The 26,992-nt window shown below is 65.5% G+C and carries 21 protein-coding genes; 8 read left to right on the top strand and 13 right to left on the bottom strand.

All coding sequences use genetic code 11. The annotated features are described in order from the left end of the window. The first annotated feature begins 92 nt into the window (after positions 1-92). The 7 genes from ACF66B_RS20295 (at position 93) to ACF66B_RS20265 (ending at position 8,798) form a co-directional block, all read left to right on the top strand. On the top strand, positions 93-995 hold the full coding sequence (locus tag ACF66B_RS20295) for a glycosyltransferase family 2 protein (RefSeq protein WP_111431629.1): 903 nt from the start codon (positions 93-95) through the stop codon (positions 993-995). Between the two features lie 4 nt (positions 996-999). Further along, the gene (locus ACF66B_RS20290) at positions 1,000-1,794 is read left to right on the top strand and encodes a hypothetical protein (RefSeq protein ID WP_111431630.1); all 795 of its coding nucleotides are present in this window, start codon (positions 1,000-1,002) and stop codon (positions 1,792-1,794) included. Next, entirely contained in the window at positions 1,787-3,043 is a 1,257-nt protein-coding gene (locus ACF66B_RS20285; protein ID WP_162683420.1) for a glycosyltransferase family 4 protein, read from the top strand. The genes ACF66B_RS20290 and ACF66B_RS20285 overlap by 8 nt, the downstream gene beginning before the upstream one ends. 121 nt (positions 3,044-3,164) lie before the next feature. Then, positions 3,165-4,040 carry a hypothetical protein gene (locus ACF66B_RS20280; protein WP_111431632.1) on the top strand — a complete coding sequence of 292 codons (876 nt, stop codon included), beginning with the start codon at positions 3,165-3,167 and terminating at the stop codon, positions 4,038-4,040. A 51-nt stretch (positions 4,041-4,091) separates the two neighbouring features. Further along, the gene (locus ACF66B_RS20275; RefSeq protein WP_111431633.1) at positions 4,092-5,168 is read left to right on the top strand and encodes a hypothetical protein; all 1,077 of its coding nucleotides are present in this window, start codon (positions 4,092-4,094) and stop codon (positions 5,166-5,168) included. Between the two features lie 268 nt (positions 5,169-5,436). Continuing rightward, complete coding sequence (locus tag ACF66B_RS20270; RefSeq protein WP_162683421.1) at positions 5,437-7,932, top strand: glycosyltransferase; 2,496 nt, start codon at positions 5,437-5,439, stop codon at positions 7,930-7,932. Then, the gene (locus tag ACF66B_RS20265) at positions 7,929-8,798 is read left to right on the top strand and encodes a glycosyltransferase family A protein (RefSeq protein WP_111431635.1); all 870 of its coding nucleotides are present in this window, start codon (positions 7,929-7,931) and stop codon (positions 8,796-8,798) included. The genes ACF66B_RS20270 and ACF66B_RS20265 overlap by 4 nt, the downstream gene beginning before the upstream one ends. A 15-nt stretch (positions 8,799-8,813) precedes the next feature. On the opposite strand, the gene ACF66B_RS20260 is transcribed toward ACF66B_RS20265, so the two are convergent. The 7 genes from ACF66B_RS20260 to ACF66B_RS20230 form a co-directional block, all read right to left on the bottom strand. Beyond that, positions 8,814-9,767, bottom strand: a complete 954-nt coding sequence (locus ACF66B_RS20260; protein WP_111431636.1) for a flagellar motor switch protein FliM — start codon at positions 9,765-9,767, stop codon at positions 8,814-8,816. A gap of 97 nt (positions 9,768-9,864) precedes the next feature. Next, positions 9,865-10,794, bottom strand: a complete 930-nt coding sequence (locus ACF66B_RS20255; protein ID WP_111431637.1) for a sulfotransferase — start codon at positions 10,792-10,794, stop codon at positions 9,865-9,867. A 207-nt stretch (positions 10,795-11,001) separates the two neighbouring features. Beyond that, positions 11,002-11,544, bottom strand: a complete 543-nt coding sequence (locus ACF66B_RS20250; RefSeq protein ID WP_111431638.1) for a chemotaxis protein CheD — start codon at positions 11,542-11,544, stop codon at positions 11,002-11,004. Then, positions 11,541-12,575 carry a chemotaxis response regulator protein-glutamate methylesterase gene (locus ACF66B_RS20245; RefSeq protein WP_111431639.1) on the bottom strand — a complete coding sequence of 345 codons (1,035 nt, stop codon included), beginning with the start codon at positions 12,573-12,575 and terminating at the stop codon, positions 11,541-11,543. Before ACF66B_RS20245 ends, ACF66B_RS20250 begins: the two co-directional genes overlap by 4 nt. Positions 12,576-12,684: 109 nt before the next feature. Next, positions 12,685-15,048 (bottom strand): methyl-accepting chemotaxis protein, encoded by a 2,364-nt coding sequence (locus ACF66B_RS20240; RefSeq protein WP_392665161.1) that lies wholly within the window; start codon positions 15,046-15,048, stop codon positions 12,685-12,687. 480 nt (positions 15,049-15,528) lie between these two features. Then, on the bottom strand, positions 15,529-19,782 hold the full coding sequence (locus ACF66B_RS20235) for a hypothetical protein (protein WP_392665158.1): 4,254 nt from the start codon (positions 19,780-19,782) through the stop codon (positions 15,529-15,531). 412 nt (positions 19,783-20,194) lie between these two features. Beyond that, positions 20,195-20,464, bottom strand: coding sequence for a hypothetical protein (locus tag ACF66B_RS20230; RefSeq protein ID WP_111431572.1), 270 nt, complete (start codon positions 20,462-20,464; stop codon positions 20,195-20,197). Positions 20,465-20,758: 294 nt separating this feature from the next. On the opposite strand from ACF66B_RS20230, the gene ACF66B_RS20225 reads away from it, so the two are divergent. Next, positions 20,759-21,832 (top strand): glycosyltransferase family A protein, encoded by a 1,074-nt coding sequence (locus ACF66B_RS20225; RefSeq protein WP_111431573.1) that lies wholly within the window; start codon positions 20,759-20,761, stop codon positions 21,830-21,832. 34 nt (positions 21,833-21,866) lie between these two features. On the opposite strand, the gene ACF66B_RS20220 is transcribed toward ACF66B_RS20225, so the two are convergent. The 6 genes from ACF66B_RS20220 to ACF66B_RS20195 all read right to left on the bottom strand — a co-directional run bounded on the left by ACF66B_RS20220 (position 21,867) and on the right by ACF66B_RS20195 (position 26,766). Then, positions 21,867-22,277, bottom strand: coding sequence for a hypothetical protein (locus ACF66B_RS20220; RefSeq protein WP_162683406.1), 411 nt, complete (start codon positions 22,275-22,277; stop codon positions 21,867-21,869). A gap of 115 nt (positions 22,278-22,392) precedes the next feature. Beyond that, positions 22,393-23,277 carry a protein-glutamate O-methyltransferase CheR gene (locus tag ACF66B_RS20215; RefSeq protein WP_111431575.1) on the bottom strand — a complete coding sequence of 295 codons (885 nt, stop codon included), beginning with the start codon at positions 23,275-23,277 and terminating at the stop codon, positions 22,393-22,395. Continuing rightward, the gene (locus ACF66B_RS20210) at positions 23,274-23,771 is read right to left on the bottom strand and encodes a chemotaxis protein CheW (protein WP_111431576.1); all 498 of its coding nucleotides are present in this window, start codon (positions 23,769-23,771) and stop codon (positions 23,274-23,276) included. Before ACF66B_RS20210 ends, ACF66B_RS20215 begins: the two co-directional genes overlap by 4 nt. 4 nt (positions 23,772-23,775) lie before the next feature. After that, positions 23,776-26,052, bottom strand: coding sequence for a chemotaxis protein CheA (locus ACF66B_RS20205; RefSeq protein WP_111431577.1), 2,277 nt, complete (start codon positions 26,050-26,052; stop codon positions 23,776-23,778). Positions 26,053-26,080: 28 nt separating this feature from the next. After that, positions 26,081-26,446 carry a response regulator gene (locus ACF66B_RS20200; RefSeq protein WP_111431578.1) on the bottom strand — a complete coding sequence of 122 codons (366 nt, stop codon included), beginning with the start codon at positions 26,444-26,446 and terminating at the stop codon, positions 26,081-26,083. Further along, entirely contained in the window at positions 26,446-26,766 is a 321-nt protein-coding gene (locus ACF66B_RS20195) for an STAS domain-containing protein (RefSeq protein WP_162683407.1), read from the bottom strand. Before ACF66B_RS20195 ends, ACF66B_RS20200 begins: the two co-directional genes overlap by 1 nt. Between the last annotated feature and the right edge of the window lie 226 nt (positions 26,767-26,992).

Here is a 26,992-nt window from a genome sequence, read left to right as displayed (position 1 = left end):
GGTTGATTGGCGGGGGCTCGAGGCAGACAACAAGCACATCCGGGCGGGGTCGGGAACTTCATGGCAGTCCGTTGCAATCATGAGCCGCGCGCATGAGCCGTCTCGACGTGCTCATGCCGCACTTCCGGGATCCCGAGGGGCTCGCCCTCTCCCTTGCCTCTGTCGCCGGGCAGAGCTGGACCGGAGACATCCGCATCATCATCGTCGATGACGGCTCTCCGGGCGCGGATTTCCGTGCGGTGGAGGCGCTTGCCGCGGCCCAGGAGCTTCCGGTGGTTCTGGAGCGCAACACGGTCAATCGCGGCCGGCCCTATACCCGGAACCGGCTGCTCGATGCGATCGACAGCCCCTATGTCGCCTGGCTCGACGCGGGCGATGTCTGGTACCCGGCCAAGATCGAGAAGCAGTTCGAACAGTTCAGCCGGCTGCGCCTCGCCGGCGAGGACATCACCCGCTACTGGATCACCTGCCATTACGACTGGCAATGGACCGGGCGGAAGCCGCGGCTGATCCACCAGGATACCGGCGAGCGCCAGGTGCGCGAGCTGATGCTGGGCCGCAAGCTGCGGGCCTATCTCTGGACCCTGCTCGGCACCGCCGAATCCTTCCGCGCCGCCGGGCGCTTCGACGAGCGCCTGCCCCGGCTGCAGGATCTTGACTATTTTCTCCGCTTCGTTCTGGGGGGCGGCACCCTCACCGTGCCGGAGAAGACCCGCGCGCTCTGTCTTTATCACAAGTCGGATCTCGGCCGGAACGCCCGGGAGATCCGCCGCTGCAACAGGCTTATCCGGGACAAGTACAACCCGCATCTGCGGATCTACGGCCCCGCCTTCCTCAGGACGATCCGCTACAATGCCGACATGCTCGCCGCGCGCTTTGCCGGCAACAACGGCGAGCGGCTGAAGCAGCTCTACTACATGGGCTCCGCCGTTGCCGATCATCCGAAGCGGGCGGTCGGCGCCATGCGCCACCACCTCCTGCGCGCGGGGAAATAGCGCCATGCGTCTGCATATCCTCGCCGGCTGCCGCGACCTCCTGCGCCCGCGCCTGCTGCCCGGAGAGCAGGTCGCGGGCCTGATCGGCCCGGCAATCCGCCCCGCCACCGCCTTCTGGCTCTCCTCCCGCTGCGGGCGGTTCTATCACGACTTCCTGCTCGACGAGGCGAGCGACCGACGCATCGAAATCTTCGCCGCCTCCCTGCGCGACAGTTTCGGCACCCGTTTCGAGCCCCTTCTGGTGCTGCCCGAGCTCTTCGCCGCCGCCACCGGCGCGATCTCCCGGGAGAACGGCACGGAAAACGGCACCCGGCGCCGGGCGCTCGACATGCTGCTCGAACTCTGGGGCCATCATCCGGCAGAGCAGATCCGCCTCCACGCCCTCGTCCTGCCCGAGGGGGTCGATGCCGACGGCAGCTGGGCCGCGGCGGGCGAGCTGCTCGCACCCCGCGCGCTCAGCCGGCTCGACGGGCTCCGGATCTCGCTTGCGGCCTCGGGGCTCGATCCCGACCGGATGAAGATCCAGGCCATCGAGGTGCGCCGCGACCAGCCGGAATTCGAGCTCCTGCTGCGCAACGCGATCGCCTGCCAGCTCACCCCGCGGGTGCATGCCCGGCTCGCGGAGGAAGGCCTCGCGGCGGTCGAGATCGCCGAGCTGCAGATCGCCGTGCTCGGGGTGCTGGAAGGCTGGCGCCGTTCCGGCATCGCCTTCGCCCCCGCCCTCGGCGCCGGAGATCTCGACCGGCTCGCCGGCCATGTGATGAAGCGCCTGATCGAGGATGTTCCTGCCAATGCCTGATGCCAGCCCGGCGCCGGCCGTTTCCGGCCCGCGCCGCCTCAAGCTCTGCTTCGTCATCGAGAAACTCGCCGACCGCAGCGGCGGCGCCGAACGGGTGCTGATCGAGACCGCCAACGCGCTCGCCGACCGTGGCCACCAGGTCGAGCTCCTCAGCCACGAATTCCGCGGCAAGCCGCCGTTCTACCCGCTGCGCTTCGGGGTCGTGCACACCAACCTCCGCCCGCCCCGCGTCAACCGCCGCCGGATACGGCGCCATTTCGACGCCCTGCGCGAAAGCCTGCACGCCCGCTTCAAGGTGGTGCCCGCACCTCTCGACCGGCTGCTCTGGCTGAGCAAGAACGGCGGCTTCTGGCGCCGGCTCGAACGCCATCTCGCCGCGAACCGCCCCGATGCCGTCATCGCCTTCATGCCGCCCGCGATCACCGCGCTCGCGCTGGCCGAGCCCGGCTACCCGGTGCGCCGGCTGGCCTCGATGCACAACGCCCCCGAGCAGGATTTCCACAATCCCGCGCGCTGGGATCCGAGCCCGCTCGACCGCAAACGCCGCCTCGCGCTCATGCCGCGCATGGACCGCATCCTCGTGCTCCTGCCGGAATACCGCGACTGGTACCCGCCCGCATTGCGCGAGAAGGCGGTGGTGATGCCCAATGCCGTCACCCCCGTCGCGCCGCGGCTGCTCAAGCGCGCCGGGCGCGGCCCGCTGGTGATCTCCGTCGGCCGGCTCGCCACCGTGAAGCGCCACGAACTGCTCATCGATGCCTGGGCCCGGATCGGCGCGGAATTTCCCGACTGGGAGCTGAGGATCTTCGGCACCGGCCCGCTCGAGGCCGCGCTCAAGGCCCGCATCGAGCAGGCCGGGCTCGGAGGCAAGGTCCGGCTGATGGGGCATACCCAGCACATCATGAAGCAGTATCTCGCCGCGAGCCTGCTGGCCCACCCCGCCGAGTTCGAGGGCTTCCCGCTCGCCGTCACCGAGGCGCTCGCCGCCGGGCTGCCTGTGGTGGGCTTCGAGGACTGTTCGGGCGTGAACCGTCTTGTCCGGGACGGCGAGAACGGCCTGCTCGTGCCGGCTGCCGGCGACCGGACGGAGAATTTCGCCGCCGCGCTCACCGGGCTCATGCGCGACGAGACCCGCCGCCGCAGCCTCGGCGCGGCGGGCCCGGCCAGCATGATGGACTACACCCCCGACAAGGTCATCGACCTCTGGGAAGATGTGCTTGGCGCGCAGCAGATGGAGGCCGGGACATGAGCCGGCCGGCCATCCGGCAGACCGCGCGGCGTACCTGCCGCTGCAGGGAAGATGAAACACCGCCTTCCGCTCTCCCGGAAACGGCCGGTTGCGGGATCAGAGACAGGAGATACGACACGACATGAAAAACTGTGCGGTACTGATCATCGGCATGGACCGTAGCGGCACCTCCGCGATTGCGGCGGTATCGCAGATCGTCGGCCTGCATCTCGGCGATCAGCTCATCGGACCGCGCAAGGCCAATCCGAAAGGCTATTTCGAGGACAGCCGCTGCGTCAGCATCAACGAGGAGCTTCTCGCCCACCTGCGCCACGGCCGGCGCAATGCCTCGACCCTGCCGAAGGGATGGAAGAACAACCTGGCCGCAAAGCATGCCGCTCTCCGGATGGCGAACGTGATCCGGCGCCTGTCGAAGAAGAAGCCCTTCGGCCTGAAGGATCCGCGCTTCTGCCTCACTGCGCCGCTCTGGCTGCGGGAACTCGGCAAGAACAAGTTCCAGACGAAGGTCGTGCTCTGCGTCCGCAACCCGCTCGAGGTGGCAAGCTCGCTCGAGAAGCGCGACGGGCGCAACCGCACCGGCTCTTGCCTGATGTGGATTACCCACACGCTTGCAGCCCTCGAGGCCAGCAAGGATCTCGAGCGGATCATCGTCGAGTATCCCGACCTGATGTCGGACCCGGTCGGTACCGGTCTGCGGCTGAAGACCTTCTTCCAGACCGGGACGGAGATCAGCGACCAGGAGAAGGAGAAGATCCTCGACTTCGTGGATCCGGCCCTCTGGAAGAACCGTGCGGAGATCTCCGGCGAGAACTACATAGAGACGGTTGCGCTCGATCTCTACGAGGCGATGCGGAGCGGCGACGAGAGCCGGATCGCGGCCTTCGTGGAGACCGGGCCGGGTTTTCTCGTCAGCACGCTCGAGACGCATGCGGCCCTCGCCATCGGCAGCGTCCTGTTCCAGAAGCCCTCGGCCGAACTTGCCGCCGAGGAGTCCTGAGCGCAGGCTCCCGCAGGATTTCGGCGCAACAACCGGGAAGGCCCTCTCCCCATGAAAGTCATTCTCCACATCGGAATGCCCAAGGCAGGATCCACGGCGCTGCAGCAGACCCTGGGGGCCATCGCTCCCGCGCTCCGCGCCCGCGGCTTCTGCTATCCCGTGGGCGATGGCCTGCCGAAGAACCACAACATGCTCGTCTGCGGCTTTCTGGAGCCGGAGCGGCTGCCGCGGCTGTTCCGGCAGATCTACAAGAAGGATGCCCGTCGGCTGCGGCGGGATTTCAACGGCTTCATGGCCGGGATCGGCGAGAGGGCGCGCAGCTCGGGGGCCCATACGCTCATCCTGTCGGGCGAGATGCTGTTCCGGAAGCTGGGACCGAAGAAGATCGCGGCTCTGCGCAAGGAGCTCTCGGCCTTCGCGGACGAGTTCACCGTCATTGCCTATGCGCGCAGCCCCGCCCAGTTCTACATGTCCCAGGTCCAGCAGGTGCTCAAGGCCGCGCACAAGATCGCAAATCCGGTCCCGCAGGTCTATCGTGCGCCGCTGGAAGCCTGGGAAGGTCTCACCGATGACGTTCGTGTGGTGGCCTATGCGCGCGAACAGCTGCATGGGGCTGACATCACGCGGGACTTCCTGCACCGGATCTCGCCGGATCTCGACACTGTCCTGCGCGCCCGCCAGATCCGCGACACGAACCAGTCCATCAGTGCCGAAGGCATGGACATCCTGCACAAGTACCGGCTTTACGCCCACGAGCAGAAGGAAGGGATCTTCACGCCCGATACCCGCAAGCTCCTGAAGCTGATCGGCGATGCGGAGGGGCGGATCGGCGGGTTCACCAAACCCGTGGCGCACGAGTCCCTGCGGGAATACCTCACGCGGTCCTCGGTCGATCTCCTCTGGCTGCGGGATCGCCACGGGGTGCGGTTCGAGGGCATCGACTACGACAGCGTGGATGGCGGGCTCACGCCCCCGGAGCCGCCCCGGTCGATCTCCGACATCTGTGACTTCGACCCCGATCTTCGCGACCGGCTGATGATGACCGTGATGCATCGCTTGGCGGTGCAGGCGGCGGGCGAGAGCAAGATGACCTTCGACAAGGTCGCCATGCCGAACGCCGCCGGCTGAGCGACGGGCCGGCTCCGCGTCCGGCCTGCTTCGGCCGGACAGGGAGCGCCCGGCGATGACGGAAGGCGGAGCAGGATATGGACGGAACGCGAAACGGGATGAGCCAGGCAAGGGGGGGCAGACCCCCCTCTTTCCCCGTGCATCTGTGCGGCCGGGGGCTGCGGCATGGCGCCCGCGCCGGAGCGGCCCGGCCCGGAATCCTGCATACGGGTCGTGCATGGGATGTGCATGGGGTGTGCATGCCGATGTTCGGGGGGCCTGGCCCCTCATGACCCCTGCCCGTCTCCGTGCCCTCCATGCCGCCCTGCCCGCGCCGCTCCGGCGGCTCGTGCCGCTGCGCCTCGAGGCCTGGGCGCGGGCCCGCGCGGCCGCACTCCGGGCGGGTCCGGCTACGGCCGCGGGGCTCGAGGACCGGCTCTGGGGCGGTTTTTCCCGCACGGCCCTGCGCGATCTCGAGGCGCTGACGGTTGCTGCACCTCCCGTGCAAGCCTCTGATGCGGCTTGGATTCTTTCGCGCTGGCATGCGGCGCACGGCGATTTCGAGGCGGCGCTGCGCTGGAGCGTCGCCATGCGCGAGCTTCACCCGCCCGCCGCCGCCGACCGCCGGCAGTTTGCGCTCGAGGCGCTCTATCTCTCCCGGCTCGGCCGCGGCGCCGAGGCCCGGGCCCGCATTGCCGCGGGCCTTGGCGGTGCGGCGCCCGATCCGTCGCTCTCGCTCCTCCTCGCCGGCAGCTGGCGCCCCGCCGCCGGCGCCCCCCCGGGTCCCGGATCCGATACCGAGACGCTCGGCCACATCAACGCCCTCTTCCGCCGCTCCGGGCTTCAGGAGATCACCTGGAGAGACCGCAACCATTTGCTTTCCCTTGATAATATCCAGGGTGTGGCGCCTGGCCCCCGCACGGGGTCGGGGCCGCGGGTTACGGTGATCCTGCCGGTCTTCAATGCCGAGGCAACGCTCGGAACGGCACTCCGGGGGCTCATGGACCAGACCCATGGCGATCTCGAGATCCTCGTGGTGGATGATGCCTCGACGGATGCCACGCCCGACGTGGCCGCGGATCTCGCCCGGCAGGATCCGCGTATCCGCCTGATCCGCCAGCCGGAAAACCGCGGTGGCTATGCCGCACGCAACCGCGCGCTCGGCGAGGCGACGGGGGCGTTCATTACCGTTCACGATTCCGATGACTGGTCGCATCCCGAGAAGATCGCCCGCCAGCTCCGCGCCCTGCTCAGGAGCCGTGCCCCCTCCACCTTCTCTGCCTGGGTGCGGACCACGCCGGATCTCGCCTTTCTCGGCCCGGCACGGGTCTATCCCGACCTGATGGGCTTCAACGACAGCTCGGCCCTCTTCCGCCGCGAGCTCTTCGAGCGCTTTGGCGGCTGGGATGCCGCCCGGATCGGCGCCGACAAGGAGCTCATCTGGCGCTTCGAGCATCTCGCGGGCCGGCCGCGCGAGGCGTTCCGGCGGCGGATGGTGCTGAAGGACTGTCCGCTCTCCTTCGGCCGGCTCATTCCCTCCTCGCTCACCCGCACGGGCGCGACCCATGTGCTCTCGATCTATCACGGGCTCCGGCGGGAATACCGCGAGGCGGCGGAGTTCTGGCAGAGCGGTCTCGAGCCGCGCACCATCCGCCGCGAGGGCTTTCACGAAACCCCGCCCTTCTTTCCCGCCCCTCCGATGCTGCGCCCGGAGCGTGGCGCCGGCGCGCCGCTCGACGCACTTTTCATCGGTGATTTCAACTTCCTCGGCGGCACGCAGAAATCGGCGCTCGCAATGATCGGAGCGGCCCGCTCCGCGGGGCTTTCGGCAGGCCTCCTGCAATACCGCCGCTACGACCAGGACGTCACCCGGAAGCTCAACCCGGATGTGCGACGGTTTGCGCGCGCCCGAGGGGTGCGGATCGTGGCGCCGGGCGAGACCCTGCGCGCGGCCCATGTGATCGTCACCTATCCGCCGGTCCTGGCCGAGCTGATGGACCGCATCCCGGAGACCGGCCACGACCATCTCACCGTGGTGGTGAACCAGATGGCGGAGCGCGACCGTGAGGGGCGCGACATCGCCTATGACCTTCCCCGGGTCCGCGGCCATCTCGCCGAGGCCTTCGGGTCGGAGGGCCGCTGGGCACCGATCTCGGGCCGGGTGCGGGCGGCCATGGCGGCGGATCCGCGCTATCCCATCCCCCTGCCCGAGACCTGGATGCCGCTGATCGACACCGGGATCTGGTGCGCGAGCGCGCCGCACTGGCGAGGGGCCGAGCGCCGCCGTCCGGTGCTCGGCCGGCACGGACGCGATCATCCGCTCAAATGGCCGCGTGATCCCGCCGCGCTTCGGGCCGCCTATTGCGCCGACAGGCCCTGCGAGACGCAGTTTCTGGGCGGCGCGCATTTCGCGCGGGCGCGCCTGCCCCGCTGGCCCGGCAACTGGCGCGTCCACCCCTTCGACGGACGCGACGTGCGGCTCTTCCTCGCCGGGCTCGACATCTTCCTGCACTATCCCGACGCGGATTATTTCGAGGAGTTCGGCCGGGCGCCGATGGAGGCGATGGCGGTGGGCGTGCCGGTGATCCTGCCGCCCGAATTCGAACCGACCTTCGGGTCTGCGGCTCTCTATGCGCCGCCCGAAGGTGTCTGGCCGCTCGTCGAGGCGCTCTGGGCCGACCGGGCCGCTTGGGAGGCCCGCGTTGCCGCCGGGCGCGCCTTCGTCACGGAGAACTGCGCCTATGCGGCCTTTCCCGGCCGGCTTGAACGGCGGGCCATGGCATGACCCCCCCCGCCGAGGCCGGGCCGCCGGACATCTCCGTCATCGTGCCGGTTCACCGACACTGGGATCTTGTCCCTGCCCTGCTCGAGGCGCTCGCAGCCCAGACTCTCGAGACCACGCGCTTCGAGATCCTGATCGTGAACAATGACGCCCCCGCTCCGCCCCCGCCCCTCGCCCTGCCGCCGAATGCCCGCATCCTGCCCTGCATGGGGCCGGGCTCCTATGCCGCGCGCAATGCAGGGGCCGGGGAGGCCAGGGGCCGCTGGCTCGTCTTCACCGATGCCGATTGCCGCCCGGTTTCGGGCTGGCTCACGGCCCTGACCGGAGGCGCACCCGACGGCTTGCGCGCCGGGCCCGTGGAGATGGAGGCGCCGGCCGACCCCAATGCCTTTGCGATCTACGATCTCCTGCGCGGCATTCCCCAGGCGGTCTATGTCTCGCATGGCTATGCCACCACCGCCAATCTCGCAGTGCCGGCGGATATCTTCCGCGGGCTTGGAGGTTTCGATGCCGCCCGCCGCTCCGGGGGCGATGCCGAATTCTGCCGCCGGGCGGGGGCGCGCGGCCACGGGCTCGTGCTGATCCCCGAGGCCCCGGTGCGCCATCCCTGCCGCACGGACTGGGAGGCGCTTGCGACCAAGGCCCGCCGCATCAAGGGCGGGCAGATCCGCGCCGGTTCCCGCCGCCGCCGCGTGCTCTGGACCTGCCGCAGCCTTGTGCCGCCCATGCGCGATACGGTGCGGTTTCTCGCGAGCCCGCGCCCGCTCCGCTACCGGGTGATTGCCAGCGCGATCCGCTTCCGGCTCTGGGGGGTGGAGCTCGCCGAAACCGTCCGGTTGCTCGCGGGGGGAACGGCGGAGCGACGATAGGCCCCGGATCCCGATTCAGAGAACGTGCTGGAGCTGATCGCGGACCCGGCGATCCACGGCTTCGTCGAGCTTGATGACCTTGGTGCCCTGGAAGACGCCGAGCTTTCCGGCCGCGATCTGGGCGGTGCGGCCATTGGGCTGTGCTACCATGAGCTGGATCTCGTCGGGCGCGGCAGCGGGGATCTCGAGAAGATCACCGGGCCGCAGCGCCTCGAGGGCTGCGATCGTCAGCTTCTGGCGGTGCAGGACGGCATCGATCACCACTGGGGCTGTCGCGGCAGCGCGGCGCATCTGGACCCGCCAGAGGTCATGGGGCTGATCGGCGGAGGCGTCTACCACTTCGTCCTGGACCGCGGCCCGGATCGCATCGAGGGCCGCGAGCGGCAGGACGAGGCGCAGGTTGCCTGCCCGCGCGGCCTCGCCGATGTCGAGGGCGAGATTGTAGACCAGCACGTCGACATAATCCGGTGCAATCCGCACCTGGGTGATGTCCTGGCGCTGCGCGGTGATGGCAAGCTGCTTGGTGACCGGACGGCCAAAGCAGGAAGCGACGGCGGCCATGAAGGCGGTGCTCATCGTCTCGAGCGGCAGCCGGCAGAGTGCCATGTCGATGCTGGTGAAGGAGCGGGTGATCGGAATGGGGGCCGCGGCATGGTCGCCGCCGAGCATCAGGTCGATGAGGTGAAAGGTGAGATCGGTGTCGATGGCAAGCAACCCCTGGGCCTTGCTGTCCTCGACCTCGACGAGACCAAGCATGGTGGGGACGGAAATGTCCTGAAGCGCGTCGGCAAGCTTGATGATCTTGCATTCGAGCACCATGGCGCTGACCATCGTCTTGACGAGCAGCCGGAAGCCTTCCTCGAGATGGCGCGCGAAGGTCTCGCCAATGAAATCGGGCTCGGGCAGCGGGGAACGGGCGACACCGCCCCGTTGCAGCTTGCGCTCGATCAGATTTTCCGCAGTCGGCATCAGAGGCCTCTCTCGCCCGGTCCTGAAGCGGGGAGTCTTTGCGGGAATGGTTTCCAAAGCGTGAAGCGCCCCGGACCGGGACCGCCGGTGGGCTGCCCTACCAGTCGGCGTCGGTGTAGAAACGTGAGGAAATCGGTTCCACTGCCTGCCGGATGGTGGCTATCTCCTCCGGGCTGAGCCGTTCCTTCCAACGCAGGATATTGCTCCGGCTGTCCCGGATGATCCGGGCGCGATTGTAGAGCTGGGGCCCCTTGCTGCGCTGCTGGCCTGTGTACTGCTGCATGTCGCGGCGGACTTTTTCCGTGAATTCGAGGCCGAGCCGGTCATAGAGGGCGCGGAATTCGGCTTCCGGATCGCGCGAGAGATCCTCGTGGCGCAGGAAGATCCAGTCCGGATGGGCCGTCTGCCACTCGCTGATCTGCTGGTGGATGATGCGCCAGAGCAGGATGGCGGACTGCAGGGTATCGTCCTCCTGGCCGGCCATGGCCTCGATCTCCTCCCGGAAGTCGGCGAGAAGATCCTCCATCAGGGCCGGCTGCTCCAGGAAGGTCCGGTAGTGGAGGACCCATTTTGCCGCCTTGATGCTGGCCACGAAGGCCGCCGGGTGCCGGATGACCATCACCACATCCATCCCGAAGCTGCGGGCCAGCCATTCGCTGGAAAAGAAGGCGATCGGATCCTTCATGATCACGCGTTCTTTCAGCAGGCGGCGGAGGCGGAAATGGCCCATGTCCCGCAGCATGCGCGCGGTGTCCCAGACCCCTTGCAGATTGCGCAGCTGCGCTCGCGGGCTGTAGCGCCAGGACAGGGTATCCTGCAGGCAGGCCCGGTAATGCGAACTCTCGGGATCGCCCTCATGCACATACTGGAACCAGTGGGGAAACCCGGCCCGGCAGATACCGGGCATGCAATGGCGGTTGAACGGCTCGTGTACGTAGCCGGCCCTCGGCGCGAGTGCGAGGATGTTGCCCACCCAGGTCGACCCTGAGCGATGGGATCCGGTTACGAGAATCGGAGGCCTTTGCATCGCGGTACCTTCATGAAGAGGGCATATGCCCGTTCCTGATCCGGAGACCGCGTAATACTCGTTACTGTACAGCCCCACCCTCGGAAAAGGACCATAGAATGGCGACTTCTCCTGTCAAGTTATGGGGGGAGACAATGGCCGAAGATGCGCGCCAACCCGCACATTGCATGCGGGTGACGCACATGCGGACGACCCCCGAGGCAGTTTCTAGAAGAGTTCGACGTCGTTGCCGATCGCAGGCTGCGGCGGGGGCGGGGCCGGCTCCACCGTGCGAACGCTTCCAAGCAGCATCTGCTTTGCGCGTCCGGAGGCGGGCCAGAAGCGGATGCGGCGGGCCTTGGTGCCGCCGATGCTTTCGGCCAGGCAGGGTATACCCTCGTCGCGCAGGAAACGGCGGGCGAATTCGCCATTGCTCTGCCCGATGTCCGAGAGGCCTGCGATCATCCGGGCGCCGCCGAAGATCTTTGCCTCGAGCCGCTCCTTGCGGGCGCCGGCCTTGAGCAGCGCATTGATGAGCAACTCCATCGACTGGGCGCCGTAGAGTACCTGATCGGAGGAACTGGCGCGGGCTTCGGGCAGGAGAAAGTGGTTCATGCCTCCCACCCCGGCGATGGGATCGCGCAGGCAGGCGGCAACGCAGGAACCGAGGATCGCGGTCATCACCGAGGAATCGTCCCGGGCAACGGCATAATCGCCCTGTATGATATGTATGAGCCGTTCCGGGCGGGCGCTGTCGGCGGGCGCAGTCATCGTGCCATCCGGCTTTCGAGCTGGCAGCAGTCGAGGACTGCGGCGGGAATGGCATTGAGCGGAAGCTGGCGCTCGACGGCACCGGCTTCAGACGCGGCCCGGGGCATGCCGTAGACGAGGCTCGTTTCCTTGTCCTGTCCGAAGGTGCGCGCGCCCCGCTGGCGCATTTCCAGAAGCCCCTGGGCCCCGTCGCGGCCCATGCCAGTGAGAATGACGCCGACGGCACGAGGCCCGAGGGCGGCGGCGGAGCGGAACAGAGCATCCACCGAGGGGCGGTGTCCCGAGACCGGCTCACCCTGGACCAGGCGGCAGGAAAGGTTCCGCGTGCCGCTGATCTCGAGATGGGCAATGCCGCCCGGCGCGATGTAGATCCGGCCGGGTTCGAGCAGCGCACCGTCCCGGGCCTCGCTGACCTGCGGGGCGCAGTTCTGGTCGAGCCGCTGGGCAAAGCTTGTGGTGAAGGTTGCAGGCATGTGCTGGGTCACCACTGTGGGCGGGCAGTTCGCGGGAAAGGCGGAGAGCACGGAAAAGAGCGCATCCACCCCGCCTGTCGAAGCTCCGATCGCCACGATATGCCCGTTGGGCCGGAAATCGGTCTCGGCCGGGGCATGGCGCATGCCGGCGCCGAGCATGCCGCGGGGCGCGCTGGCGGCTGCCTTCACCTTGCCGGCGAGTTCGGTGAAGGCCTCGCCCGGATTGCCGTGAGCGGGCTTGGCGACACAGTCGAAAGCGCCGATCGCGAGCGCCTCGATCGAAGCTGCCGCCCCCTCGCCCACCATGGAGGAGACCATGATGACAGGGGTGGGGCGCAGACGCATGATCTTTTCCAGGAATTCCAGGCCGTCCATGCGGGGCATGTTCACGTCGAGCGTGATGACATCGGGCGAGAGCGCCTTGATCGCTTCGCGCGCCTCGTAAGGATCGCCCGCCTCGCCGATCACGGCGATTTCCGGATCCCTCTGGAGATATGTCCGGATGATCGCCCGCATCGTCGGGGAGTCGTCGACCACCAGCACCTTGATCTGTTTCATGCCTGTCCTCGCAGCCGACTAGGTGGCCTGTCATTGCGCCCGGGAGCTGGAGGGCGCGGTTTTGCCGCGCTGGCCGCGGCCTCTCCATGGCAAGGCAGGCAGATCACATTCAGAAATCCGTCCAGTCGTCAGCCGGGGCTGCTGCCGCACGGCTGGCGAGGGCCATGTTGCCCGTGTTGCGTGGCATGGAGCTCCTGGGAGCCGCGGTGCGGTGCGGTGCCGTGGCGGGCTTGTCCCTGACCTGCCGGCGGGGGGCTGCCGCCCGGTCCGGGTTGGCCTTGAACTGCCGCACGAGATCCTCGAGGGTCTCGGCATCGACCTTTACCGCATGGCTCGCGGCGGTTGCCTCCTCCACCATCGCGGCATTCTGCTGGGTGACTTGATCGAGCGAGGTCACGGCCGTGTTGATCTCGCTGAGGCCCACGGATTGTTCGCGCGCGGAGCCGGCGATTTCCTTCACGAGCGAGGTGATGCCCGCGACCGATGCCACGATCGTCTCGAGTGAGCGGCCGGACTTGCGCACGAGATCGACGCCGCGCCCGACCTGCTGGGAGCTTGTCGAGATCAGGGTCGATATCTCCTTTGCCGCGTCGGACGACCGCTGGGCAAGCGCCCGGACCTCGGAGGCGACGACGGCAAAGCCGCGCCCGGCCTCGCCCGCGCGCGCGGCCTCGACACCTGCGTTGAGCGCAAGCAGGTTGGTCTGGAAGGCGATGTCGTCGATCACGCCGATGATGCGGGAGATATGCTCGGAAGATGTCTCGATCTCGCCCATGGCCTCGACAGCTTCCCGCACGATCCGTCCGCTCTCCTCGGCGTTCTGTCGGGTTGCGTCCACATCCGTATTGGCTTTCTGGGCGTTGGAGGCGGCTGCCTTCACGCTTGCCGTCAGCTCCTCGAGCGAGGCCGCGGCCTCCTCGAGGGCTGCGGCCTGGGTTTCCGTGCGGTGGGAGAGGTCGTCGGCCGCCTGGGTCATCTGCACGGACTTGTTGCGGATTTCCTCGGAGGTCATGAAGACCGTGGCGAGCACGTTCTCGAGCCGGGTAAGCGCTTCGTTGAAATTGCCGCGCAGCAGTTCGTATTCCGGCGCGAAGGTATCGTTCAGACGCGTGGTGAGATCGCCCTCTGCAAGATGCGCGAGCGAGGCGGAAACCTGCTCGACCACCCGTGCCTGCTCGGCCTCCGTACGGGCGCGATGTTCGATGCCCTCGAGCCGCTCGGTCTCGGCCTTGGTGACGTCGGAGCCGAGCTTGGTCACCCGGACGACCTTGCCCGACTTGTCCCGGATCGGGCTGTAGGCGCCTCCGAGATAGATCGTGCGGCCATCCTTGCTCCGGTGCCTGAATGTTCCCCGCAGGGCTTTTCCCTCTCTCAGTTGCGGCCACATCTGCCGGTATTCGGCACTGGCGGCCGTCTCCTTGTCCAGCAGGAGGGAGTGGTGCTTCCCGGCAAGCTCGGCCTCGGTATAGCCGACCGTGTCGAGGAAGGGCCTGTTGGCCCGCAGGATATTGCCGTCCGGATCGAATTCGATCACGGCGGTCTGGCCAAAGGTCATCTCCTCAAGCGCGCTGACGTCGCTCATCAGGGCGATCACCTTGTAGGTGCGTTTCGAGGCATCGATGATCGGGTTGATGATGGTGCTGAACCAGATGCGGCGTCCGTCCCTGGCCTCGATGAGGAACTTGTCGATGGCAGCCTCGCCGTTGCGGAGCCCGTCCCAGAGGGCGGGCGCGGCGAGGCCGGTATCTTTGCTCCGGCCCGGATTGAGCAGCGAGATGGGCTGGCCCTTCAGCTCCTCGGCGCGATAGCCGAGCAGATTCTGCACGATCTCGTTGACCGCAAGGATCTCGCCCTTGAGCGAGAGTTCGATGACTGCCTGGTTGGTGTAGATCGCATCGATCACGCTTGCATTCACGCGGGCTTCGCTCACGTCCACCCATTCGAGGACATTGCCGATATGGGTGCCGTCGGTGTCGAAGGCGGCATTCAGGCTGAGCGCGAATTTCAGGTCGCCGACAGAGATGTCGGTCCGGAACGGCATCTGCGAGAGATCAGCCAGAAGTCTGTGGTGATGCTTCGGGTTGCGGTGGAACATGTCGATGCAGGTCCCGACGACATTCTCGGGGCTGATGTCCGGCCAGAAGCTGCGGAACGTCTCTAGCTTGTCTGTCAGAAGCTCGAGGAAGGAGGTGTTGACCGAGATGATCACGAGATCCCGGTCCACCAGAAGCATGGGAACGGAGGAGCCTTCGAAGGCGGCCCCTTTCATCTGGGTAAGCGGGAGCCGGGTATTGTCGGCGAGCGGCTGTTGCGCGCGGTTGCGGGCCAGCAGGATGCCGGCGATGCCGCAGACCAGCCCCCCGAGGAGCATCGGGGGCAGGATCCGCATCATCAGGTTCGGCTGGGCACCCATGGCGAGCACATCCTGCATCCCGGAGAAGACGAGGATCCCGGAAACGAGGGACGTCAGCATCCCGAGACCGGCGGATATGAGAGGGATTCCGAGTGCGGGAAATCCGGAGGCCTGTGAGGAAGAGCGTTTCATCGGAGGGCCTTTCAAGCCGTATACCTGGCCGGGTGCGGTGGGCGGGAGACGACCCGGAAACCCGGCCCAGCTCCTTTGCCCTGCGGGGCGCGATCCGGATGCATGAAAACATGGAAGGACGGGAAACCGCGGGCGGATATGCATGGTGATTCGCCATGAATGCGTCTGCGAGACTTTCTGTCTGCCGCCACGGTCCTTCTCTCCCCATGTTCAATTCCGTTGCGTGCCCGGCTCTGAATGGGGCCGCAGTGATAGTGCGCCTCATCTTTCGGAAATGGTGTTAAATCCCCCTTAATCGCGGCCGGGGGCGCCGCGTTGCAGCCCGCCGAAACAGACCGGCCCCCATCGGGAAAACGATGGGGGCCGGCGGCGCGATTAGCTCGTTTTCACATTCGTGCCGAAAGCGGGTCAGATGTCGCCGTGCGCGGCGAGGAACGCCTGTGTCGCGTTGTAGAGGGCGTTTCCATTGGCGAGCCGTGCAGTTTGGACCGAGGGGCCGGGCAGGATCATGTTGCCATGCAGACTGGACCAGATCACATCCGAAGTCAGCGGATGGACGAAGACGCTGCCAAGCATCCTGGGGAGGTTTCCGGTGATGTCCTCCCAGGAGGCGCCGCCATCGGTAGTCCGGAACAGCGTCGGTCCACCATAGGTTGCCACCGAGATGTATAGAACGTTCTCGTTCTGGAAATCGGCGGCGACACTGTCGAGCTCATGCCCGGGCACATTCGAGCCGATCCAGTCGCTGAGGTCAAAGATCTGGGTCTTCGTCGGGTTACTCTTCCCTTCGATCCTGTAGAGCTTTCCGCTCCGCGAGGGCGCATAAACCCGGGCGGGATCGTGCGGGCAGACGCAGAGCTGGGCCTTGTTGTCCACCGGGCGGAAATCCGTGCCGCCAACCGTAGTCCAGAGCGACCAGGACGCGCCACCATCGGTGGAACGGTATATCTTGCCGGCATCGCTGGAGTTGGTGCTCTCGTTGCCGCCGTAGAGAATGCGCCCGTCTGCCCAGTGCAGGCCGAAGAAGCCGTACTGCATCGTCGAGAGCGCGACTGATCCGCCCCCCTTGAAGGTGACCTTCCACTTGCCGACATAGGCCGTCGACGGATTCTGCGGATTCGACATGCCGAGCACGCCGGCGGAACTGCCCTTATCCGTCACCACCACGGCATTGCCGAAGGGTTGGCCATTCTTCGTTGTCAGGATTACCGGCACCCTGTTGAACTGATTGCCGAGGCAGAGCACCGCAGCTGCATCGTCATGCGGGCTGAGCACGATGCCGGACCCCGCGAACTGCGGACCACCGACAGCACCGTCGACCGCAGCCTTGTCTTCATCCGTGATGCCGTGGGAATAGACCCATTCGAAGCCGTTATCCGTATAGCAGGTGGCCCGATCCTGCATGCCGAGGGCCATCTTCTTCCAGTCGGTCGGATGGAAACCGATATCGTTCGCATCGAGCCAGTCGAAGCCGTTGGATGACCACTGGAAGCTCTTGCCGCCATCGGTGGAGATGCCCATGTGCTGGAACCGTTGGGCGAGGACCCGGTTCGGATCCGTCTCATGCCAGATGAACCAGCCATGGGTGCCCCAGAGCTGATGACTGAAGTTGTCGCTCTGGCCGAGATATTTGTCCGTGCTGATCGTCGACCAGGACGCACCGCCGTCATGGCTGTATTTCTTGAGGTTGTCCTCGCCCATGATGCAGATGCGTTTGCGGTTGGCGGGTGAGACCGCGAAGGCGAGCGGTGCCACTGTGCCAAGGGCGGAGTTCTTGGAGAACGACTTGTAGTCGGTCGACTTGTAGAGACCGCTGCCCTTGACGATGCACCAGATCTCGCCCTTGCCGCCGCGCGTGTCGATCGCCCGGACCTCCGTCTGAGGTACGCTGGTGAGCCTCGAGAAGGACGTGCCGCCATTCGTCGAACGCCAGATCCCATTCGAGCAGCCGAGATAGAGGCTGCCGTCATCGGCACATTTGAGCGCGAAGAAGCGGTTGCCATAAGTGGCCTTGGGCAGGTCGCTTACCTTCTTCCAGCTTTCGCCGCCATTGGCAGATTTCCAGAGCTGGCCGTCGATGGGTGCGTTCTTGCCCGCGGTCTGCATGAAGGCGAAATACCACACCCGGGTCTCGGGCGTGCCACCCGGGGCCTCGGCGAAGAGATGCTTCATCCAGCGGTCCTCGCCCGAGGTGCCTCCAACCCCGGTCAGGTTCTTCACGAACTTGAAGGATTTTGCTCCGTCCGTGCTGAGGTAGATCCCCTCGAAATCGGTCCAGTTACCGATCTTGCGCCGCCAGGCTGCCGAGGTCGAGGCGAGCACCCTGTCTGCATTGCCGCTGTCCATGGCGATGCTGTGGCCGTTGATGCCGCAGAGCAGGCCCTTGAGCGGCGGGGTTTCCCAGAAGCGGCCGAAATCTTCCGACATGATCGGAAGGGTCACGTCCTGCGAACCGATGACGCGCTCGGGCTTGGCCGGCGAGGTTGCCCAGGAGCGGAAGAACTGGAAGCCGACGCCGCCGATCTGGCCGGCCTTGTACTGCTCCGGTGTGCGACTGACGACGAGCGGAAGCCAGTTGCCGCGGTTCCCCTTGGGGGCATCGACTGCCGCTGCGGGCACGATGAAGGGTTCGGACCAAGGCGACCAAGGGCCGCCCTCCTCCGCCTGCCAGGAAAGGCGCAGGGCGGAATGCCAGGTATCGGAGGCCTGCCAGACGGAATAGTCCACCCGCGGGCTGACGCCTGGAGCATTCCGCGTCAGATCGGTCATGAAGATCTGCCACTCACCCGGCGCAGTCTCCACGACATTCGTCTCGATCGCATCCGCGTCGGGATTGTCCCGGAGCGACCAGCGGAAGGCATGCACCTTCTGCCCCTCGAGGCCGGGGAAGGTCAGGACCGGTGTATACCAGGTGCTCTGGTCCGCCGGGCGAAAGACCGAGCGGTTGATGATCATGTCTTCTGCCGTGAGCTGGAAGGGCTCGAGGGGGCCATCTTCGGCCTCGACCGTGACCATGAAGCTCTGATCCGCTGTGCCGCCGGAGTTCATGGCGGTGACCGTCACCACCTCGCCTTCGACAGGGGCATCGGTCGGCACGGCGACAAGCCCGCTGCCGGCGTCGATCGTGGCGCCGGCGCCTTCAACCGAGAAGGCCAGGCCGTCACCCGAGAAATAGTCTGCAACGGCAATTTCCTGCAGTCCGGTGCCGATGTCGAAGATCTCCTCGGGCATCTCGCCCCTGGCTTCCGGCGCCACATAGGTGATGTCGAGTGCCGTGGTTTCTGCTTCGGCCGTTCCCAGCGCATTGCGCGCCGAAACACGTGCCGAGACGGTGCTCCGGTCGTCTTCGGGACCGGGGATATAGCTCGCCGCGGTCGCACCCTCGATAATCTCGCCATCCCGGAGCCACTGGATGCCGAGTTCGGGCTCGGGATGACCATTCCATCGCCCCGGATCGAGCGTGAGCGCCTGACCGATTTTGGCAGTTCCGGCAAGGACGGGGGCTGCCACCAGAACCGGAATCGCATCGACCCAGCCGGTTTCCTCCGTCGCGACAGGTACGGTAAACGGGCCTGACCAGGGTGACCAGGGGCCGCCCTCCTTCGCCTGCCAGGAAAGGCGCAGGGCGGAATGCCAGGAATCCTTGGCCTGCCAGACCGAGTAGTCCACCCGCGGGCTGGCGCCGGGATCATTCTTCTCCGGGGCGGTCATGAAGATCTGCCACTCCCCCGGCGCAGTCTCCACGACATTTGTCTCAATCGCATCCGTGTCGGGATTGGCCCGGAGCGACCAGCGGAAGGCATGCACCTTCTGTCCCTTGAGGCCCGGGAAGGTCAGGACCGGTGTATACCAAGTGCTCTGGGTCTGGGGACGGAAGATCGAGCGGGCAATGGCGACGTCACCGGCCGCAAGGGCGAAGGGTTCGAAAGGCTTGGCCTGAATGGTCGCCTTGAAGGAGCTTTCCGCGCTTCCGCCCGAATTGCTGGCCGTCACGGTGATCTCTTCATCGGTAAGTGTCTCATGGGTCGGGATAGTGACCACGCCGTTTTGCGAGTCAATCTTGGCTCCGGCGCCGTTCACGGCGAATTTTAGGTTTTCTCCGGTGAAGTCCGTACTCGCCTCGACGGTGACAGGGGTGTCTCCGGCATCGGCGACCAGATCGGGCAACGTACCTGCGGCAACAGGTGGAGCCCAGGTCACGGAGGACTCTTCCGTCATCGCCTCGGCCGCGCCGGAAGCATTGGTTGCGGTAACACGGGCGCAGAGGGCTCGGCCGTCATCTTCCGGTTTCGGCACATATCCGGCTTCCGTCGCCCCCTCGATCGTCGAGCCATCGAGCAGCCATTGGACGGAAAGCCCCGGCACCGGATCGCCGCTCCACTCCCCGGTTTCAACCATGATGCCGGAACCTATGAAGGCCTCCCCGGAGAGGCTTGGCTGGACGAGGCATTTAGGGAGGCTGCCGGACGGGGCGGCAATCGTCATCTGGAATCGCCCGGTCACTGCTCCGCCGGAATTGCGGGCAGTGACAATGACGGGCTGACCATCTGCCAGAGCCGTGGTCTTCAAGGTGACCGAGCCGGTATCGGGGTCGACCGATGTCCCTTCACCCTCGATGCTGAAGCTGAGCGACCCGCCCGAGAAATTCAAAGAAATATCCAAAATATGATCTCCTGAATTCAAAATCAAAAACTGGTCCGGGATCGGCATGAGCAGATCGGGCGGCACATGTGTAATACGAATTCCATCCGTGACCGCCATAGCCCAGCCGGCGGCATTCACTGCCGTGATACGACAGGAAATTGTCGCAAGATCATCGGCCGGGCCGGGCAGATATGCAGAACCGGTGGCATCCACAATGTCCGAGCCATCGCGGAGCCACTGATATGTGAACACCGGAGCCGCCCTGCCCTGCCATTCTCCCGGATCTGCGGCAAGCGCTTCTCCAATCCGCCCGGCCCCGGACAGCACCGGAGGCTTGATCAGCGCAGGAGCCTGAGTGGGACGTTCGGTCCGCTTCCGGGCCAGCCATTGCTCAGTGGCAAGGCGGGTGCCGAGCGAAATCTGCCGCATACTACCAGAGGCCCACAAGTTCCGTGGCGGAAGTTCCCGACGCAAAGATCTGCACCACGCGCAGGGGCAGAAGGCTTCCTCCCGGAACTCCGGTGAAGGTCACGACACCTCCTCCCAGCATCTGGACATGCAGATCTCCTTCGCCCCCGACAAAGACGGCGCGCGTCACCTGACGGACCTGCTCTGTGTCGCTGGGCTGCAGCGGGGCGGCATTCTCGGGGGGGGACGTTAGGCTGCGACCATGCTTGTTGAAGGCGTCCACTGCTGACATGTTCGAGTACACTCCGGAGACGGAGAAGCCCGGACGCCCCAGAACGCCTGAAACGGAGTGGGAATTCCGTCTTGAATGGAAAGGAGTGTCAGAACTCTCTCGTGATGAGATTGCGGATAGGACCGCAATTAGCTGCCCACCGCACCATGGAATACTTTCCAGTTCGGCTGGCACATTAGCAGAGTCGCGACGCGCTTGGAACACACCGGGCTGGCGCGTGCGATCCAAAGGAACGACCGGCAACACCTTGGGCCACCCTTCTGGCAGGGGATTGCTGAGTCCGCACGAGAGGGGATGTCCCTGAGGAAAAACGGTTTTCCCTTCCCTCAATCCTGCACTAGACTCCCCCCCGATCGGGGCTTCGGCGGAGTGAACGCTGTTCGTGCGAGCCTCGGCTGCCCGACAGGATTGCATGTGATGACAGACAGAGTTCCACCCGCGTCCCCCCCGGCCGTTTCGGTGGTCATCCCGGCATATAATCGCTCTGCGACTATTTGTGCTGCGATGGAAAGTGTACTTCGCCAGACCTATGCCGATTTTGAACTGCTGATTGTCGATGACTGTTCCAGCGACGGAACCCTGGACGCGGCAGCGCGCCTCAGCGATCCGCGTATCCGGCTGATCAAAAGCCCGGAGAATGCCGGCGCATCCGCTGCCCGCAACCGGGGGGTCCACGAAGCGCGCGGAAAATGGATCGCGTTCCAGGACAGCGATGACGAATGGCTGCCGCGCAAGCTCGAGAAACAGATGGCACGCCTCACCGCCCCGGGCGCGGATCATATAGCGGCCTATTGCGGGATGATGGTGATCGGCACCCATGAGGATATGGGGGGCTCCCGCAGCGGGCGGCCACAGATCGGCTACGTGCCGGATCCGAATGCCGAGGTCATCGAGGGGGATCTGATTCCCACCCTCATCACCACGAGCCTCGTCTCTACCCAGACCCTTGTGGTCCGGCGGGACGTCATGCTCGAGATCGGGGGGTTTGACGAGGAGATCAGAGCTCTCATCGACTGGGAATGCATGCTGCGTCTCGCCCAGGTGGGCTCCGTTGCCTGCGTCGACGAACCCCTGGTACTCCAGTGGTTCTCGCCCAACTCGATCACCCGGGACATTCCCAAACGCATCGCCTCCTGGTGGCGGGCGATCGGGAAGCATGGCGATCTCATGCGCCGCCATCCCCGGCATCTGGCCCGACTCTACTACATCATTGCGGGAGAAGAACGGCGGGCGGGAAATTATGCGGCGGCACGGGCTGCTCTGCGGAAGGCCTTGGCCCTCCAGCCTGCCAGACCACGGTTCTGGGCCATGCTGGGATATGCAGGTCTGCGCGGGGCGTTTGCGGCGATGAAGCCGGCAGGTCGCTAGGAGGCCCGCACGGCTTTCGGCTGCGGGGCGCGGATCAGTCCTGGAATAACAGCAGATCTCCATCGTCCCCGGAATCATCACCGAGGCTGGCAATCGGAACGATCTCGTCACCACAGAGCCTGTGTGCGAGGTCGCGCAGGTGCAGGAGGCTGGCGGCGGCATGTGCATCGATATGCCAGGTTCCCGGCGAGGATGCCGCGAGCGACCGGGCGAAGGTCGAGAGATCTCCGAGGATCTGGGCCAGCCGGTCCACGTCCTGCAGGCTGAAGATTGCATTGCAGCAGCCGGTTTCGAGATTCGAGAGAATTTCACTGATCGAAATCTGAAGATCGAGCGCGGTTTCCTGCGCGCTTGCCAACTCCACGGCAAGTGCCAGCAGGGGCGCCTGCATCTGGGTGTGGTCGGTGTCTTCCGTCACGTTCCGAAGTGGACAATCGTGTCTCATCCAGGATACTCCCGCTACCCTTGTGCTCGTCCGTCCTGGACGCTGCATGGCCTGCGATCCGTGCGCCCCCCGGCTGCCGGATCATGCTTCCATGACACTTTCCCCTGCGACGGGCTCAGAGCCTGCGATAGGAGGTTACGCCGTCGCTCGCGAACATTGGTAACGCCAAGGTGTTGATACGCTCTGAATGCCCGACAAATAACCATCCTCCCGGCGGCAGACGTTCGGAAAATGCCTTCCAGACGGAGAGTTCCGTCTCCGCGTCAAAATAGATCACCACATTGCGGCAGAAGATCACATCGAAGCTGCCCCGCATCGGGAAGGGAAGCGTGAGGTTGAGCTGCCGGAAGGAAATCAGGGCGCGGGCTGCGGGGCCGACGGCGAAGCCGGTTTCGTTGCCCTCTGTCCTCGGCTGAAAATGCGCCTTGCGCAGGGTCGCGGGCACGGCTTCGAGCGCGCGCTCGGGGTAGATGCCGCGGTTTGCCGTGGCGAGCACGGCTCGGTCGAGATCGGTCGCGAGGATCTTGATGTCGTGCCGTCCGGCATCCGATGCCATGTCGAGCATGGTCAGCGCGATCGAATAGGGCTCCTCTCCGGTCGAGCAGCCCGCCGACCAGAGCCGGACGCGCCCCCCCTTCCGGGCATGCTCGATGAGCGGCGGCAGAACCCGGGTGCGCAGCATGTCGAAATGGTGCGGCTCTCGGAAAAAGCGCGTCACGTTGGTGGTGATGGCGGTGATGAGTTCTTGGCGTTCGGCAAGTGCCTCGTCGCTCCGCCCCTCGATCAGGGCGCAATATGGGGCGAAATCGGTCATGCCGAGGGCTCGGAGCCGCTTGGCAAGCCGTGCCTGGACCAGCGCCATCTTGCTCTCCGGGAGGGAGATGCCGGCATATTCCCGTACGGCTCGCGCAATTCTGCGAAAGACTTCGGGCGTCAGGCGGATTTCCTGTCCCGCAACGCCTCCTGCTCCCGGGCTTCGCGCTGGCTCCGCAAGCGTCATGCAGCTTCCCCGCATTTGGTGGGGAAGACGCGCTTGAGATCGAGTAGGCGGATCATCCGGCCTTCGATCGCCATGATGCCCTGCACATAGCCCTGGGCATTGTCCGAACCGACCGAAGGTGTTGGCTGGAAGTCGGTCTGCTTTACGGTGAGGATGTCGGAAACCCCGTCGACCACGAGACCGATGAGCTGGGTTTCGACCATGACAACGATGATAACATCACGTGAGGTGGCCTCGCGGGAGGACAGACCGAGTCGCCGTGAGAGATCCACGATCGGCAGGACCGAACCGCGCAGATTGATGAGCCCGCGCACGTAATCCGGCGAATGCGGCAGCGGCGTCGGTGGGGTCCAGCCCCGGATCTCACGGATGTTCATGATGTCGATGCAGAAATCCTGCTCGGACAGACGGAAGGAGACGATCTCGCGATATTCCGCGGAATCCGTTTCACGGGTTTCGGTGTCGATGGCCTCGAGTTCGGTTGTGTTGGTCATGGGATCATCCTGCCAGAGCAAGGGAGGTACGGGTTGCTGCGAAATTGCGCGCTGCATCGGAGACGATCGCGTCGGTATCGAGGATCAGGGCGATCCGCCCGTCGCCAAGGATCGTTGCGGCGGCAATGCCGGAAACCTCGCCGTAATTCTCCTCGAGCCCCTTGATGACGACCTGCCGCTGATCCTGAATGCTGTCGACTACGAGAGCGCGTTGTTCGCCGTCGCTCGTCTCGATCAACAGCATGACACGCTCCCGGTAGTCGTCGAGAGCCGGAGCAAAGCCGAGCTGATAGCCGACATCGATGATCGGTACGAATTCGCCGCGCACCTGCACGACCTTCTCGTCTGCACCGAGGGGATGGATCTGGGCGGCTTCCGGCTTGAGCATCTCGAGTATAGCCGAGAGCGGAACCACCACAGTCTGGTCGGCCACGCTCACGATCATCCCGTCGAGAATGGCCAATGTCAGCGGCAGCGAGATCGAGAAAGTCGAGCCCTCGCCCGGCTGAGATGAGATCGAGATGCGCCCACCAAGTGCGCCGATCGAGCGCTTGACCACGTCCATCCCAACCCCGCGCCCCGAAAGGTCGGAGACGACCTTGGCAGTGGAAAAGCCGGGCAGGAACAGAAGATTGTCGATCTCCGTATTGGTGAGCACTGCATCGGGGGCAATCAGCCCCTTGTCGACCGCGATCTGCTGGACACGTTCGCGGTTGATGCCTGCGCCATTGTCGCTCACCTCGATCAGGACCCGGCCCGATCGGTGCTCGGCAGTGAGACTGATCGTGCCCTCCGTTCCCTTGCCCCGCTCGCGACGGGTCTCGGGTGTCTCCAGTCCGTGATCGACAGCATTGCGGATCATGTGGGTGAGCGGATCGGCGAGGCGCTCGATCACCGTCTTATCGACCTCCGTCATTTCGCCTTCGGTCACGAACTTCACTTGCTTGCCGGTGTGATCCGCCGCCTCGCGCACGATGCGTGCCATGCGCTGGAAAAGCGATTTCACCGGCTGGGCGCGGATCGCCAGTACGCTTTCCTGCACTTCTCGGGTCAGATGCTTGAATTCGTCGAGCCCCACGGCAATGGCCGAGGAGTTGGCGAGCCCGGATTCGATCACCGATTGCGAGAGCATCGCCTGGTTGATGACGAGCTCGCCCACGAGATTGATAAGCCGATCCACCCGCTCGAGATCCACACGCACGGTGGCGCTGCCCCCTCCTCCGCGCGGTGCGTTGCCGCTTTCCGCCGCAGCGGCCTTGGCCGGTGATTGCGGGGCAGCGGCGGGGGGCGCAGATGGCGTGGCCGACTGCTTCGGGGCCTCGGACTCTTCGGCCTCCGGCTGCGGCATCCCGGTCGCGGCGGCCGGGGCAATCACCTCCATGGCCGGAGCCGGCACTTCCGCGGCGGGGGGCGTAGGGGGCGTCTCCGGATCGGCCGTCTCCATGTCCGCGGCTTCGGTCTCACCGGCGTTCACGCGTCTGACAGAGAGCTCGCAATCGCCCTCGGCAAAGTCGAAGACTTCGTGGAGCGCGTTCTCCGGAGCCTCCGTCGCAATCTCGATCTGCCATCCGACATAGGCTTCCGTCGGATCGATCTCCTCGAGATGTGGCAGGGCCGAGAGATCGCAGGTAACCGTCATCTCTCCGAGTTCGGCGAGCTCGCGCAGCATGAGGGCCGGTTCGTTACCCCGTTCAAAGAGGCTCGAGAAGGGGCGGAACCGGATAACCCAGTGCGGCATGACCTCGCTGTTACGGAGCGCTTCCGCATCAGTATCCACCGTCTCGGTGGCAGGGTGTTCCTCTGACGCCGTATCCGAAACTACCCTCTCTTTGCCTGCATCTTCCGATGCTGCGGCACCCTTCGCCGCAGCCGGTTCAGCTGGTTTTTGGGGCTCGGAAAGATTGCAGAAGGCCGTGAGTGCATCGGCCTGCGCCTGGACCCGTGCGGCGTCGACCTCGCCGCCATCCCGGGCGGTCGCCACCAGATCCCCCAAGACGTCAGCCGAGCGGGTGAGCGTGTGCCGCACCTCCTCGGAGGCTTCGAGCCGACCAGAACGTACCGCATCGAGCGTTGTCTCGAAGGTATGGGCGAATTCGACGAGGCTATTGAGACTGAAGGCTGCGGCACCGCCCTTGATCGAGTGCACCGCGCGGAAGACGGTGTTGATCGTCTCGATATCGTCGGGCTGCGCGTCAAGAACCTCGAGCCCCTCCTGCAGCGCCTCGAGAAGCTCTTCGCATTCGACGAAGAACATCTGCATGATCTCTTGCATCGGATCCATGTGCCGGGCCTCCCTCGTCCGGTTTCGCTCAGCCGGCCACCCGCCGAACGGCGGCGATCAGCTTGTCCTTGTCGAAAGGCTTCACGATCCATCCCGTCGCCCCGGCATCGCGGGCACGCTGCTTGAGTTCGGGAGCGCTCTCGGTGGTGAGCACCAGGATCGGTGTGCCACGCAGATCGTCTCGGCCGCGCACACCTTCGATGAAGCCGAAGCCATCGAGCTTCGGCATGTTGATGTCGGTGATGATCACATGTGGGTTCACCGAACTCAGCATCTCGAGCCCCTCCTCGCCATCTCCCGCCAGACAGACGGTGAACCCCTGTGGGGCTAGCGCGGCGCGGAGCAGGTCGCGCATGGTCTTTGAATCGTCGACGGCAAGTACGGTCAGGGACATCAGGTGCTCTCCTGGGACTGAAGCGCTTCCAGGCCGATGCCCAGATGCTCCAGATCCATGAGAAAATCGGATGAGGGATCCATGATCTGCAGCCGTCTCCCGTCGCGGCGCCAGCTCTCGCCGGCTGCCAGCAGGACCTGCAGACAAGGTGTCGAGATCGTGACGACGCTCGAGGCATCAAGGGTCAGATCTCCTCCCCGCCGCATCCGCAGGCTGTCGAGCAACGCGGGCGCGTGCTGCACGGTCAGCCGGGATTCGAGATGGAAGGTGGAAGACGTCCCAGAAGCGGGAGCGGCTGCCTGCGCAGTCTCGTTACCCATGAAATATCCATTCCTGCGTTGCATCAGCGAAAGCCGATCGAGCGGGCTCCCGCTCGATCGGAGGCGGGCAATGTTCCCGCACCGGGGCCGTCCTGTGGTTCCTTGCTCTCGATGCGACTGCCATCACATTCTTCATATGCTCAAACCGGTAACGACATGCCGTTCCCGGTCTGCCGCCATCGCTCTTGTTGGCAGGGGGTGTTTAAGGAACGATTACTTCAAATGC

The organism is Amaricoccus sp. B4 (assembly GCF_043226085.1).
Lineage (GTDB): Bacteria > Pseudomonadota > Alphaproteobacteria > Rhodobacterales > Rhodobacteraceae > Amaricoccus.
The sequence above is the reverse complement of the archived record's forward strand: the minus strand, read 5'-3'. Positions and strand labels throughout refer to the sequence as shown.

What these genes read in the sequence shown, in the direction of transcription:
- ACF66B_RS20285 (WP_162683420.1), top strand. Translation starts at nt 1,787, where the DNA reads ATGCCTGATGCCAGCCCGGCGCCGGCCGTTTCCGGCCCGCGCCGCCTC.
- ACF66B_RS20230 (WP_111431572.1), bottom strand. Translation starts at nt 20,464, where the DNA reads ATGTCAGCAGTGGACGCCTTCAACAAGCATGGTCGCAGCCTAACGTCC.
- ACF66B_RS20270 (WP_162683421.1), top strand. Translation starts at nt 5,437, where the DNA reads ATGACCCCTGCCCGTCTCCGTGCCCTCCATGCCGCCCTGCCCGCGCCG.
- ACF66B_RS20290 (WP_111431630.1), top strand. Translation starts at nt 1,000, where the DNA reads ATGCGTCTGCATATCCTCGCCGGCTGCCGCGACCTCCTGCGCCCGCGC.
- ACF66B_RS20220 (WP_162683406.1), bottom strand. Translation starts at nt 22,277, where the DNA reads ATGAGACACGATTGTCCACTTCGGAACGTGACGGAAGACACCGACCAC.
- ACF66B_RS20205 (WP_111431577.1), bottom strand. Translation starts at nt 26,052, where the DNA reads ATGGATCCGATGCAAGAGATCATGCAGATGTTCTTCGTCGAATGCGAA.
- ACF66B_RS20210 (WP_111431576.1), bottom strand. Translation starts at nt 23,771, where the DNA reads ATGACCAACACAACCGAACTCGAGGCCATCGACACCGAAACCCGTGAA.
- ACF66B_RS20225 (WP_111431573.1), top strand. Translation starts at nt 20,759, where the DNA reads ATGTCCCTGAGGAAAAACGGTTTTCCCTTCCCTCAATCCTGCACTAGA.
- ACF66B_RS20200 (WP_111431578.1), bottom strand. Translation starts at nt 26,446, where the DNA reads ATGTCCCTGACCGTACTTGCCGTCGACGATTCAAAGACCATGCGCGAC.
- ACF66B_RS20215 (WP_111431575.1), bottom strand. Translation starts at nt 23,277, where the DNA reads ATGACGCTTGCGGAGCCAGCGCGAAGCCCGGGAGCAGGAGGCGTTGCG.
- ACF66B_RS20195 (WP_162683407.1), bottom strand. Translation starts at nt 26,766, where the DNA reads ATGGGTAACGAGACTGCGCAGGCAGCCGCTCCCGCTTCTGGGACGTCT.
- ACF66B_RS20275 (WP_111431633.1), top strand. Translation starts at nt 4,092, where the DNA reads ATGAAAGTCATTCTCCACATCGGAATGCCCAAGGCAGGATCCACGGCG.
- ACF66B_RS20260 (WP_111431636.1), bottom strand. Translation starts at nt 9,767, where the DNA reads ATGCCGACTGCGGAAAATCTGATCGAGCGCAAGCTGCAACGGGGCGGT.
- ACF66B_RS20295 (WP_111431629.1), top strand. Translation starts at nt 93, where the DNA reads ATGAGCCGTCTCGACGTGCTCATGCCGCACTTCCGGGATCCCGAGGGG.
- ACF66B_RS20280 (WP_111431632.1), top strand. Translation starts at nt 3,165, where the DNA reads ATGAAAAACTGTGCGGTACTGATCATCGGCATGGACCGTAGCGGCACC.
- ACF66B_RS20240 (WP_392665161.1), bottom strand. Translation starts at nt 15,048, where the DNA reads ATGCTGACGTCCCTCGTTTCCGGGATCCTCGTCTTCTCCGGGATGCAG.
- ACF66B_RS20250 (WP_111431638.1), bottom strand. Translation starts at nt 11,544, where the DNA reads ATGACTGCGCCCGCCGACAGCGCCCGCCCGGAACGGCTCATACATATC.
- ACF66B_RS20265 (WP_111431635.1), top strand. Translation starts at nt 7,929, where the DNA reads ATGACCCCCCCCGCCGAGGCCGGGCCGCCGGACATCTCCGTCATCGTG.
- ACF66B_RS20245 (WP_111431639.1), bottom strand. Translation starts at nt 12,575, where the DNA reads ATGAAACAGATCAAGGTGCTGGTGGTCGACGACTCCCCGACGATGCGG.
- ACF66B_RS20255 (WP_111431637.1), bottom strand. Translation starts at nt 10,794, where the DNA reads ATGCAAAGGCCTCCGATTCTCGTAACCGGATCCCATCGCTCAGGGTCG.